General features: G+C 58.7%; 11 protein-coding genes. 10 read left to right on the forward strand and 1 reads right to left on the reverse strand.

The annotated features are described in order from the left end of the window. The first annotated feature begins 215 nt into the window (after positions 1 to 215). The 4 genes from HMPREF2710_RS08265 to ilvA all read left to right on the forward strand — a co-directional run bounded on the left by HMPREF2710_RS08265 (position 216) and on the right by ilvA (position 5,212). Positions 216 to 1,100 carry a Cof-type HAD-IIB family hydrolase gene (locus HMPREF2710_RS08265; protein ID WP_049358312.1) on the forward strand — a complete coding sequence of 295 codons (885 nt, stop codon included), beginning with the start codon at positions 216 to 218 and terminating at the stop codon, positions 1,098 to 1,100. 197 nt (positions 1,101 to 1,297) lie between these two features. After that, positions 1,298 to 2,278, forward strand: coding sequence for a Bax inhibitor-1/YccA family protein (locus HMPREF2710_RS08270; protein WP_070600593.1), 981 nt, complete (start codon positions 1,298 to 1,300; stop codon positions 2,276 to 2,278). A 172-nt stretch (positions 2,279 to 2,450) separates the two neighbouring features. After that, positions 2,451 to 3,725, forward strand: coding sequence for an AI-2E family transporter (locus tag HMPREF2710_RS08275; RefSeq protein WP_049358313.1), 1,275 nt, complete (start codon positions 2,451 to 2,453; stop codon positions 3,723 to 3,725). 233 nt (positions 3,726 to 3,958) lie between these two features. Continuing rightward, complete coding sequence (gene ilvA / locus HMPREF2710_RS08280; RefSeq protein ID WP_049358314.1) at positions 3,959 to 5,212, forward strand: threonine ammonia-lyase; 1,254 nt, start codon at positions 3,959 to 3,961, stop codon at positions 5,210 to 5,212. A 171-nt stretch (positions 5,213 to 5,383) separates the two neighbouring features. On the opposite strand, the gene greA is transcribed toward ilvA, so the two are convergent. Next, the gene (greA, locus tag HMPREF2710_RS08285) at positions 5,384 to 5,881 is read right to left on the reverse strand and encodes a transcription elongation factor GreA (RefSeq protein WP_044150727.1); all 498 of its coding nucleotides are present in this window, start codon (positions 5,879 to 5,881) and stop codon (positions 5,384 to 5,386) included. Positions 5,882 to 6,292: 411 nt separating this feature from the next. On the opposite strand from greA, the gene mca reads away from it, so the two are divergent. From mca to HMPREF2710_RS08315, 6 genes are all read left to right on the forward strand, one after another. Further along, on the forward strand, positions 6,293 to 7,264 hold the full coding sequence (gene mca / locus HMPREF2710_RS08290) for a mycothiol conjugate amidase Mca (RefSeq protein ID WP_070600595.1): 972 nt from the start codon (positions 6,293 to 6,295) through the stop codon (positions 7,262 to 7,264). A 291-nt stretch (positions 7,265 to 7,555) separates the two neighbouring features. Next, the gene (uppS, locus tag HMPREF2710_RS08295; RefSeq protein ID WP_070600597.1) at positions 7,556 to 8,365 is read left to right on the forward strand and encodes a polyprenyl diphosphate synthase; all 810 of its coding nucleotides are present in this window, start codon (positions 7,556 to 7,558) and stop codon (positions 8,363 to 8,365) included. Between the two features lie 103 nt (positions 8,366 to 8,468). Continuing rightward, a complete protein-coding gene (locus HMPREF2710_RS08300) occupies positions 8,469 to 8,996 on the forward strand; it encodes a prepilin peptidase (protein ID WP_070600600.1) in 528 nt (175 codons plus the stop codon). Between the two features lie 126 nt (positions 8,997 to 9,122). Continuing rightward, entirely contained in the window at positions 9,123 to 9,629 is a 507-nt protein-coding gene (locus tag HMPREF2710_RS08305; protein ID WP_070600601.1) for an NUDIX hydrolase, read from the forward strand. Between the two features lie 417 nt (positions 9,630 to 10,046). Next, positions 10,047 to 11,318: an MFS transporter gene (locus HMPREF2710_RS08310; RefSeq protein WP_239662235.1), complete on the forward strand. Its 1,272-nt coding sequence runs from the start codon at positions 10,047 to 10,049 to the stop codon at positions 11,316 to 11,318. A 115-nt stretch (positions 11,319 to 11,433) separates the two neighbouring features. Beyond that, on the forward strand, positions 11,434 to 11,724 hold the full coding sequence (locus tag HMPREF2710_RS08315) for an NUDIX hydrolase (RefSeq protein WP_246822917.1): 291 nt from the start codon (positions 11,434 to 11,436) through the stop codon (positions 11,722 to 11,724). Positions 11,725 to 11,897: the final 173 nt, after the last annotated feature.

Genomic DNA, 11,897 nt, shown 5'->3' on the forward strand with positions numbered 1-11,897 from the left:
GGGGGGGGGGGGGGGGGTAAAAGACGATGCCCCCGACCAGTTCGGTTGCCATGGGGATGCCCACCTGCTCGAAGGAAGCGATGGTACCCGCGGGCTCCACGCTCAAAAACGCCCGCATACCGTCTTCCGGAGCTTAAAAACGTGAGACCCTAGAAGAGACACAGCCACAGATACACCCCAACCTGAATGGGGTAGCAGGGGCAGAAAGGCACCGCATGCAGACTAAACCCTCCATCATTGCTGTCGATATGGATGGCACCTTCCTCACCGACTCCAAAACGTTCGACACCGAACGTTTCTCGCGCATCCTATCCCGCCTGCAGGCGCAGGGCATCCACTTTGTTGTGGCGAGCGGAAACACCTACGCCAAGCTGCAGGACTATATGCGCGGCTTCGAGAACCAGGGTCTCATCTATATCGCTGAAAACGGTGCGTATCTTGCCGATGAGAGTGGCAAGCTTGCCGTGCATCCCTTTCTGGACGAAGATGTGCCGCGCATTATTGAGGTAGTGCAGGGATTGGACCGGATCGGTCTGCTGGTTTGCACCACCGAAGGTATCTACCTGCCCAAGGACCGTTGCGACCAGATTGTGCACATGATTCGCGGCTATTTTGAAGACACCGGTCAGGAGCTTCCCGAAACCCTCACGTTGGAGGACTTTGCGGCGTTCTTCTTCCCCGGCTCGGTCATGGTTGACTCTGTTGAGGATTTTGAGGGCGCACCCATTAAGTTCCCGCTGTTGACTCCGCCTAAGCAGACGCAGCAGTTGAGCGTTTACCTGCGTGAGGTTCTTCCGCAGACCGTCACTCCGATGGTTAGCGGCTTCGGTGCCATTGATCTGGTGCGTACCGGTGTCAATAAGGCGACCGGTCTGGAGGACCTGTGCGAGCGTCTGGATGCTGATCCGGCGGGCATTCTTGCCTTCGGTGACGGTGAGAACGACATGGAAATGCTCCGCTACGCGGGCTGGGGTGTTGCCATGTCTAATGCCCCGGAGGTTGTGCGAAATGCTGCTGATGAGGTGATTGGCTCGAACGAGGAACAGGCAGTTCTGGAGTATCTGGAACAGCTCCTGGACCGTTTGGAAGCTTCGCACTAGACGCTTCACAAAGAGACGCGCAGAAGCCTTTGCATGCGGGGCGGCGCGGGCCTGGGTGAACCTCAGGTAAACACCGCCCTGAAATATTCTGGCAAGGTCGCTAGAAGCCCATGCTGGTAACGAACAGCGCCCGTGAGCACAGAATCTATCCGATATAATTAACAGAATTAGTTTTGTACCCGTTTAAGGAGAGAAAGATGGCGGGAAACCCGCTTCTGAATTCAATGACGAAGAATGTCACTCAGGGTGACTCTCGTTTCGGTCGTTTTGGTGCGCAGCCGCAGCAGACCAGCCAGCAGGCGCAGTACGGTCAGCAGGCGCAGTACGGTCAGCAGGCACAGTACGGTCAGCAGTATGATCAGCAGGGCTACGGCCAGAACACCTACGGCCAGCAGCCCTATGGCCAGCAGTATGGTCAGCCCCAGTACGGTCAGCAGGCACAGTACGGCCAGCCGTACGGTGAGGCTGACTACGGCGTAGCAGCCCCCACCTACTCGGAGCCCATCCCCGCCGGTGAGCGCCTGACCATGAACGATGTCTTGGTTAAGACCGGTATCAACCTGGGCCTGGTCGCTGTCGGTGCCGCTGTTGCATGGAATGCACCGGTGCTGCTGCTCCTGGGCATGGTTGGCGGTCTGGTCCTGGGTCTGGTGAACTCCTTCAAGAAGAAGGTTTCCCCGATTCTGGTCATGACCTACGCGCTCATGGAAGGTCTGCTACTCGGTGGTCTGTCCGCTGTTGTGGATATGCGCTACCCCGGCGTGGCAGTTCAGGCGGTTCTGGCAACCCTCGTGGTTGCGGGTGTGACCCTGGCTCTCTTCGCCAACGGCAAGATTCGCACCACCCCCAAGCTGAATAAGATTTTCATGATTGGTGCGCTCAGCTACCTGGGTTACGGCCTGGTGTCCATGCTGACCGCGGGTATCTTCGGTTCCTCGCTGAACAGCTTCTCTATCGGTGGTATTCCGCTGGGCCTGGTTGTTGGCCTGTTCGCTGTTGCGCTGGCAACCTACTCGCTGCTGCTGGACTTCACCACCACCTCCGAGGCTGTGGAGGCTGGCCTGCCCGAGCGTGAGTCCTGGCGTCTTGCATTCGGCCTGACCGCTTCTCTGGTCTGGCTGTACGTTGAGATCCTGCGTGTTCTCATGTACCTGGCAAGCATCTTTAGCAACGACTAAAGCTCGTTATGAGGCGGCGGTACCGTGATGGTGCCGCCGCCTTTGCCGCTTTACTTCCCCGATGTATCGAGGCGCAGGGGAGGGGCGCAACAACATCACCACATACCGCCTCCGCTGGGGCAGCCGAAGCTGCCCCGCGCGGGCGCGACACCGATAACGATTTGGAGACACCGTGAAAATTACACCTATTGCAGAAGAACATGTAGCCGAGGAGAAGCGCGGCTACCGGGTGCCTTTTGCTATGGAAGTTGCTGGTGCTTGGGCGTGGCGCATCATTATGATTGCCGGTGCCGGTTGGATCCTTTGGAAGGGCCTGGGGCACGTCTCCCTGCTGGTTATTTCTCTTCTGGTGGCTCTGCTGCTGGCGGCTCTGCTGAGCCCCGCCGTGATGCTTCTGCGTAAGAAGGGCGTTCGTGCCGGTGGCGCGGCGGCTATTGCCGAAATCGGTATGATTCTGGTGCTCGCCGGTATTATTTCGCTGACCGGTCAGCAGATTCTGCGCGGTTTTGTGTCCATGGCGGATAAGGCGATGCAGGGCTACCAGCAGCTGATTGGTTGGCTGAAGGACCTCGGTTACGAGTTCGGTGCAGACCAGCTGAACCAGCTGCTGGAACAGATGGAGAGTGCTGCAACCAATAACCCCAGCTCCGTGCTGCACGGTGTGTCTCGGGTGGGTTCGACTGCGGCTGAGGTTGCAACCGGCACCCTGTTGACCCTGTTTACCCTGGTCTTCTTCCTGATGGAGGGCGAGCGTATCTGGCTGTTCGTCACCCGCCTCTTCCCGAAGGATGCGCGTGCCGCCGTCAACGGTGCGGGTCGTGCGGGTTGGAAGTCCCTGGGCGCGTACGTGCGCGTTCAGATTCTGGTGGCGGCTATTGACGCTATCGGCATTGGCATTGGTGCCGCAATTCTGGGCGTGCCGCTGGCTATCCCGCTGGGTGTGCTGGTCTTCCTCGGCTCCTTCGTTCCGGTGATTGGTGCTCTCATTTCCGGTGCTGTGGCTGTGCTGCTGGCGCTGGTTGCTCTGGGCCCGGTGCAGGCGCTGATTATGCTCGGTATTGTTCTGCTGGTTCAGCAGCTCGAATCCCACATTCTGCAGCCGCTCATTATGGGTAAGGCTGTCTCCCTGCACCCGCTGGCGGTTATTTTCTCGGTGGCTGGTGGATCCATGATTTTTGGTGCGGTGGGTGCTCTGTTCGCTGTGCCGACTCTGGCTGTGGTCAACGCGGTGGTGCGTTACCTGGCGAACCGTGACTGGGAGAAGGAAGCACCTCGTGAGGAGGAGTTCCTCTTCCCGCACGAGGTGGCTCGCCGCGAGCAGGCTGAGGAGAAGGCCCAGGAACGGCAGGAGAGCGTCAAGAATCTGGCCTCCCGGGTGCCGAGCCGTCAGAAGGCTGAGGAGCCTGAGAACCAGGCTTCCGAGGCTTCGGACTCCTCCGAAGACTAGGGGCCTGCATCGAGCGGGAGGTTTTGGCGTAGGGCACCCCGCCACCCTCGATAACGCACCGCTAACTCGTCCCGGCGATACCGCCGGCCGCGATGCCGTCTACGGCGGTGTCTCGCCAGGGGGCTACTTGCGACCGGGTAGCCCCCTTCGCTGTACCCATCCTCTAAAATGGGATGAGCAATACATCACCATCCCGCGCCCGCGGGACAACGCACCGTCAGAATGGAAAACCCGTGAGCGTAGATCTCGACTCCCTGCCCGTGACCATTACCGATATTGAACGTGCCGCAGAGCTGCTCGAAGGCGTTATTGAACGCACCCCGGTCGCCCATTCGCGTGCCCTGAGCCAGCGCCTGGGTTCCGAGGTGTTCTTCAAGTGTGAGAACCTGCAACGCGCCGGTTCGTTCAAGGTGCGCGGCGCGTATGTGCGCATGGCAAAGCTCTCCGAGGAGGAGAAGAAGCGCGGCGTCGTGGCGGCGAGTGCAGGTAACCACGCTCAGGGTGTGGCTCTGGCTGCTGACCGTCTGGGCATTAAGGCTCGCATTTACATGCCGCTGGGTGCGGCACTGCCTAAGATTACCGCAACCCGCGATCACGGCGCTGAGGTTGAGCTGCACGGCCTGACCGTGGATGAGGCTCTGGCGGAGGCGAAGCGCTACGCCGAAGAGACCGGCGCGGTGTTCGTGCACCCCTTCGACAATGAAGACATTATTGCCGGCCAGGGCACCATCGGTCTGGAAATCCTGGAGCAGGTTCCGGACGTTGACACCGTGATTGTGGGTGTTGGCGGCGGCGGTCTGCTTGCTGGTCTGTCCGCTGCTATCCGCGCGAAGGAGCAGAAGCTCGGTAAGAAGATCAAGATTATTGGTGTTCAGGCGGAGCACGCGGCGGCGTACCCGCTGTCGCTGGCTGCGGATGCTCTGGTGCCGCTAAAGAAGGTTTCCACCATCGCTGATGGTATTGCGGTGGGTCGCCCCGGCCAGATGCCTTTCTCCATCATTAAGGAGCTGGTAGACGATGTGGCGACCGTGAGTGAAGACGATATCGCTCGCGCCCTGATCTTCCTGATGGAACGTAACAAGCTTGTGGTGGAGCCTGCCGGTTCGGTGCCCGTGGCTGCGCTGATGAACGGCAAGCTGAAGGAAGAGTACGGCGACCTGGGTACGGTCGTGTGTGTGCTCTCCGGCGGCAATATTGACCCGATGCTGATGCTGAAGGTGATTCAGCGCGGTCTGTCTGCGGCTGGCCGCTACATGACCGTGAAGATGATGCTGTCTGACCGTCCGGGTGAGCTGGCGACCATTTCCCGCATTATTTCTGAGAATGATGCGAACGTGACCGGTGTGGATCACACCCGTGTGGGTGGTTCGCTGTCCATGGGCGATGTGTCGATTACCATCGACATGGAAACCAAGGGCGTGGAGCATTGCCGCCAGGTGATTTCTGCCCTGGAGGATGAGGGTTTCAAGCCCATCATCGTCTACTAAGCCGATATATTTATTAGCCGACGAGCTATAGCGTTGCCTCGAATCGGAAGGGTGGAGGCAACCAGATAGGCGCACGCAGGCAGACAAAAAACAGTGCGGGGTGCTGACCGTTATAGTCAGCACCCCGCACTGTTTGTTTTAAATCTAGCGCTGTCTCTTAGCTCTAACTTCTTAGCCCTGGTAGGGGGTTGCGGAGATAATCTTGGCGCTCAGTTCCTTACCGTTCGGAGCGGTGTAGGTGACTTCGTCACCCTGCTTAGCACCCATAATTGCTGCGCCGAGGGGGGACTTCTCAGAGAAGACCTTCAGGTCGCTACCTGCAGGCAGAGTGTCCTCAATTTCGCGGGAGCCGAGCAGGAACTTCAGGGTGCGGCCGGCAACCTCAGCTTCGATGACCATGCCGTGTTCTACCACGCCGTCGTCAGCGGGAGTATCGCCGATGTGCGCGGTTTCCAGCAGGTGCTTGAGCTGCTTGATGCGTGCCTCGTTCTTAGCCTGCTCGTCACGTGCAGCGTGGTAGCCGCCGTTCTCGCGGAGGTCACCCTCATCGCGTGCCTGCGCGATGCGGTCAACAATTTCCTGGCGGTACGGGCCGGAGAGGTACTCCAGCTCCTGGGTGAGGCGGTCGAAGGCGTCCTGAGTGAGCCAGGCACCGGTGTTTTCAGCCATGCGTGTCCTTTGCTTATGCGCCGGCGTTGCCGGTGCGAAACGAATAAACCCGCTACCGTGTGCCAAAGAAAAGGCGAGGAGGTGGTAACGGAATGAATCAACAGACCTATTCTAGAACACCGGAGGATTTTCGGCTGTTACGCCGGTCGTATCTTCCCCTCTGAGCGCATCTTCGTCGGTACGCACGCCGGTAGCTGAACGCTCCGCCAGCATCAGCCTGTTTCTTGCCCGTGAATCTGCTGATATGACGGCACGTTTCACGATGTCACACGGCGTCATCTGCGCTAGTGCACCGGCGCTATCCTTGGGTATCATACGAGAAGCTACAACCGTAAAATTTCTGCCGTGTAGCGCTCGCATTTGCGAGTCACAGACACATCACCCCTGGCGCATCATCTAAAGGAGACCACCGTGAGCGAAGCCATTGAACAGCTGAAGGCAAACCTGCCGACTCACCCTCCCGTGGACTCCCTCAAACCGCTGGAGGAGGACTACACCGGTCTGCGCATCCTCGCGGTGCACGCCCACCCGGACGACGAGTCCTCCAAGGGCGCCGGTACCGCCTCGGCGTATATTGCCCGTGGTGCCCGCTTCATGGTGGCGACGATGACCGGCGGCGAGCGCGGTGACATCCTGAATGAGGAGATCGATAAGAGCCCGCGTGCGCACCGTGACCTGCCGGGTCTGCGCCGCGCTGAGATGGCGGCTGCCCGCGAGATTATGGGTATTGAACACCGCTGGATTGGCTTCTTCGACTCGGGTCTGCCCGAGGGCGACCCCATGCCGCCGCTTCCCTTCGGTAGCTTTGGCACCATGCCCCTGGACCGTGCCGCCGCGCCGCTCGTGCGTCTGGTGCGTGAGTACCGCCCGCACATCATCATCACCTATGACGAGATCGGCGGCTACCCGCACCCCGACCACATCATGACCCACAAGGTCGCAGTGGAAGCATTCGAGAAGGCGGGCGACCCGGAAGCCTACGTGGGTGAGGGCGAGCCCTGGACCCCGCTGAAGCTCTATTACGACCGCGCATTCAACCCCGAACGCACCCTCGCCCTGCACGAGCATCTGCTCGATACGCACGGTGAGAGCCTGCTGAGCGGCTGGATTGAGAACCTCGCGCACCGCGCCTCCTCGGGGGAGGCGCCTCGCCACGAGACTACGACCCGCATCCTGGTTCACGAGCACTTTGAGCAGCGCGATCAGGCCTTGCGCGCGCACGCCTCGCAGGTGGACCCGAACGGCGTGTTCTTCGCCGTTCCCAGCGAACAGCTGAAGGATATTTGGCCCTGGGAGGACTACACGCTGGCCGCCTCGCACGCTGAGGTTCAGCTGCCCGAATCTAGCCTGGACGAGGGCCTGAGCGACTACTACGTTATCTAGGCTGGGGTGCAGCGCCCCGCGCGTTACAATGATGCCCTTCACCCACGATATGAGTCGTAGGTGAAGGGCATCATCCATTCTTAGGCGCGCGATGCGTGCAGCCCCTGCACGCAACCCTGCACCCGACCCGCATGCCGCCACTAGCCACCACAAATTTTGAGCCGATTCTCAGCCCAACCGTGATGCCGATTGCCGCGAAGGTACGGCGCGGCGGCGTAGAATAAGAGCTTGGACTCTTTCGTTATGAGCCCGCTGAATTATCTGCCACGACAGCCGAATGAGGTATGAGCTATGAGCGCCAACGCCCTGCCCGTGATTACTGTGCACGGCCACGCCAGCAACCCCGGCACTGTCACTGAGCCTACCGTCTATGAGCAGGCTCTGGCGCGCTCGCTGAGCCCCGAATCCCTGCCTGCACATATTGGAGTGCTGGTGGACGGTAACCGCCGTTGGGCGGCTCAGCGTGGCTTGAGCACCCGTGAGGGCCACGCTGCCGGTGCGGAGCGAATTATTGATTTTCTGGCCTGGTGCACTGAGCTGTCGATTCCGCAGGTGAGCCTGTACATGCTCTCCACCGAGAACCTGAAGCGCCCCGAGAAGGAACTGACCGGTCTGGTCGCTGTGATTGATGCGTTCTTGGTGCGTCTGGTGGAGTCCGCCTGCGGCCCGGTGCGTGCCATCGGCAATATTGACCTGATTCCTCGCCAGCTGCACGAGCGCCTGGACTGGGCGATTGAACAGACGGCGCACCTGCCCGGTGTTCGCGTGAACATTGCGGTCGGTTATGGCGGTCGCCAGGAGATTGTGGACGCGGTTCGCTCGGTTCTGCGTGAGGCCGCCGCGAAGGGCACCTCCCTCAAGGATATGGCTGACCAGCTGAATGTTGAGGATATTTCCTCGCACCTGTACACCGCCGATATGCCCGACCCGGACCTGCTGATCCGCACCTCAGGCGAGCAACGTCTGTCCGGTTTCATGACCTGGCAGAGCGCGTATTCTGAGTTCTATTTCTGCCGTGCCCTGTGGCCGGACTTCACGCGCGTTGATTTTCTGCGTGCCCTGCGGGACTACGCGAACCGTTCCCGCCGTTTCGGCTCCTAGAACTTATACGCTCTAGCACCGGTGGTGTTGGCCTCTCGGTTCTTGCCTCCCCGGCTAGCAGCCTCCGGTAGTACAGCCCCCAGCATTACAGAATGGACGTTCTATGCTCGCTGAGCTTTCCCGCCTCTACAGCGCAGGCGGCGCCTCCGTTATTGCCGCTCTGGTGCTCGGCAGCTACCTGCTGTATTTTTTGTGGTGCACCCTGCGACTGTGGCGTATTGACGTGCGCGAGCACCGTCTGCCCCACCGCATCCTGATTCCTCTGGCTATTGCCACCTATACGGCTCTGCCGGTGTCTTTGCTTTTTGCCGGTCGCCCCGCCGATATTTGGCGCGTGATTGGTGCCGGTCTGGCGCTATGGCTCTGCTACGGGCTTCTGCGTATCCTGTCTTTCGGTGCGCTGGGCCGCGGGGATGTGAAGCTTGCTGGCATTCTGGGCGGCGTGCTCGGGTACCTGTCCTGGGCGAATCTTGGCTGGGCGTCGCTGGTGACGTTCCTTGCCGGTGGTCTGGTGTCTTTGGCCCTGGTGCTGTTCACGAAGGCGCGCGGTAGCACCCGCATTGCCTTCGGTCCGTTTATGCTTCTGGGTGCGCTGGTGGCGTTGGCGGCTCCTGCGTATTCTCTGTGGTAGATTCCGAAGTAGGGTGACCGTCCGGCTAAGTGGCGGGCTTGTTCTGTGTGCGGCTCGCGACTGTTCGCTCTGCTCTCTAGCACCTATTCCCGGTAGATTTGCCGGGGCGTTTGAAAGGTTGATGTTATGCCTACTCCTCCCTATATCCGTAAGCTGCGTGAGCGGATTGGTTCGGATTACCTGTGGCTGTCCGGTGCGACGGCTGTGGTGTACCGTGAGCAGGATTCTAAGGTGCTGCTGGTGCGCCGTAGCGATAACGGGGCGTGGACCCCGATCACAGGCATTGTGGACCCGGGGGAAAGCCCCGCACTGACCTGCCTGCGTGAGGCGCAGGAGGAGGCGAACGTGCGGATTGAGGTGCTGGAGTTGGCGCAGGTGAAGGCTGACCCGCCGATGCAGTTCGGTAATGGTGACCGCTGCCAGTTCTTGGATCATACGTTCTTGTGCCGCTGGGTTTCTGGTGAGGCGAAGGTGAACGATGAGGAGTCTTCGCAGGTGCGTTGGGCGGATGTGTCTGACCCGGCGGAGCGTGCGTTGCTTTCGGAGCGGATGCTGGACCGTATTGATGCGGCGCTGAACTATGATGGCCACTGCCGTTTTGGTTTGGAGTCGGTGCCGCCGGAAGAGTACTAGACCGGCTGCTGGGGCTGAGTAAAAGCCGCCGATTGAGGCGTGCATATACAGAAGGAGGGGCGACCCGCCGTCATGGCGAGTCGCCCCTCCCAGTATTTTTATGACAGTTTGTTACATGTTATTGGGTGGTTCTTCCTGTTTTTCTGTGGGAGTGGGGGACTGGAACCCTAAAGGCTGCCGTGGTTTTATTTTGTTTTTGTCTTTTTTACCTTAAGTTGTGCCTGTGTTTCGAGTTATGAGTGGTGTACATGAGATGCTTTATATATGACACGGGTTACATTGGGAGTGACGGCCCCGTATTAGTCAGTAACCCGAGAAAGATTCGTTCACGTGATGTTCTGGTGAGCGTAGTCGCTTTCCTTTTACTCTGCCTATAAATCTTTAAGGCATGCCATTTTTCTGTGAACTAGGCTCATTGTGTTCATCGCAATTCTTGGTCGCTATTTTGATGCGTCCTGGAAGGAGCAAAGCATGACAACACATAAAATACCCTGGAGAATCTACGTAGCCCTTATTGGCTCTCTGGTGGGTACAGGAATATATTCCTTCGCCCTACCCATTGCGATTCTCGCTAGTACAGGCGAAATTGGGCTGGCTGGCGTAATGGCGGTAGCCATGCAAATCCCCAATATCGCCTTGGCATATCCACTAGCAACCCTATCGGATAGTCTGCCTCGAAAACCTATGATTGTGATTGCCGGGGCAGTAAACATCCTCAGCATCCTTACCTTGGCGTTGATGATTGAGCAGCATATGCTGTCATGGTTCGCCATCGCCGCACTAGGATTTGTGAGTGGTGTCTTCTCTGAGCTGGCTGCTGCCTCAGAAGCAGGATATATTCCGCAGCTTCTCGGACGAGAAAACCTTCTTTCGTACAATGCACGTCGTGAAATTTGCGAGGGAATATCCGCAATCATTGCGCCCCCTACAGCAGGATTTATTGTTCTTGTCGCGGGTGCAACGGTCGGTCTTATCGTCCCGGTGCTCCTTTTCGGGGCGGCAACTATTTCATACGCAACGTTGCCATCCGTAGAGATGGAAACTAAAACTGAGCAACGCGAAACCGCGCAACATGGGTTTATTCACCGCATGTTTGACGGTATCCAATACATGTTCTCCGGTGCCCCGCAGAGACTTATCCTTGTCTACACGTTCTTCTTGGCGGCAGCTACGGCATCGTATTCACTCATCATTATTTACCGCCTGTATGAGGAGCTCACTTTTGAAGCCTCAGTGGTAGGCATGATTATGGCCTGCAGCGGTATCGGCGGTATCGTTGCGGCACTCATCATCGATCGTTTCCTCTCTTTTGAGAACACGCAAGGAATGCTACTGGTCGCCAACGTCGTATCCCTGCTCGGAATACCGCTCGTCACCGTCAGCAATAACCCTGTAGTGCTCGGCGCCCTGCTCTTCATCCTGGACGTAGGATGGGCATCAGCTTTCATCTTCTCCAACAATCTGCGTGACTGCATTACACCGAATGAGCTACTGGGGCGTGCCAGCTCCCTTGACGGTGCCGTGTTTGGGCTAGGAACGCTGTACTCCATGGGCGCGGTAGCACTGATGCTTGACCATCTCGGCTCCTTCAACGCTGCGCTTGTCGTCAGTATCCCGGCTGTACTCTGCCTCATCTACACGCTGGTCCACTATAAACAGTTCAAAGTGTTTAATATCGTTGAACAATAGCGAGAACCCGCTACCAACTCATTGACGGAGCAGAGAACACATACAGAGGGAGGGGCGACCCGCCGTCATGGCGAGTCGCCCCTCCCTCTATGGTTAAGCCGCGAACCTCAGCGAGGTGCAGGCAATTGAGGTGCTGGAGCTGGCGCAGGTGAAGGCTGACCCGCCGATGCAGTTCGGTAATGGTGACCGCTGCCAGTTTTTGGATCATACGTTCTTGTGTCGCTGGGTTTCTGGTGAGGCGAAGGTGAACGACGAGGAGTCTTCGCAGGTGCGTTGGGTGGATGTGTCTGACCCGGCGGAGCGTGCGTTGCTTTCGGAGCGGATGCTGGACCGTATTGATGCGGCGCTGAACTATGACGGTCACTGCCGTTTTGGGTTGGAATCGGTGCCGCCGGAAGAGGACTAGCCAAGCGAGGGTTGCCCTCCGCCCTGCGCGAACGAGACCCGACTTTATGCCAAGTTGATACACCCTAAGTGTTATAAAAACAAGACCTTCTTTGACGAGGAAAGAGTGCTATTCTGAGGGGATACACAGCGTTCCCCCATCGGGCCGTTGCACCCCGTGGAACGCCAACGAAA

Source organism: Rothia sp. HMSC069D01 (assembly GCF_001810135.1).
Classification (GTDB): Bacteria; Actinomycetota; Actinomycetes; order Actinomycetales; family Micrococcaceae; genus Rothia.

Excerpts from the sequence above, each read along its gene's own strand:
- HMPREF2710_RS08300 (WP_070600600.1), top strand. The coding sequence starts at position 8,469 with ATGCTCGCTGAGCTTTCCCGCCTCTACAGCGCAGGCGGCGCCTCCGTT.
- HMPREF2710_RS08270 (WP_070600593.1), top strand. The coding sequence starts at position 1,298 with ATGGCGGGAAACCCGCTTCTGAATTCAATGACGAAGAATGTCACTCAG.
- HMPREF2710_RS08265 (WP_049358312.1), top strand. The coding sequence starts at position 216 with ATGCAGACTAAACCCTCCATCATTGCTGTCGATATGGATGGCACCTTC.
- HMPREF2710_RS08305 (WP_070600601.1), top strand. The coding sequence starts at position 9,123 with ATGCCTACTCCTCCCTATATCCGTAAGCTGCGTGAGCGGATTGGTTCG.
- uppS (WP_070600597.1), top strand. The coding sequence starts at position 7,556 with ATGAGCGCCAACGCCCTGCCCGTGATTACTGTGCACGGCCACGCCAGC.
- greA (WP_044150727.1), bottom strand. The coding sequence starts at position 5,881 with ATGGCTGAAAACACCGGTGCCTGGCTCACTCAGGACGCCTTCGACCGC.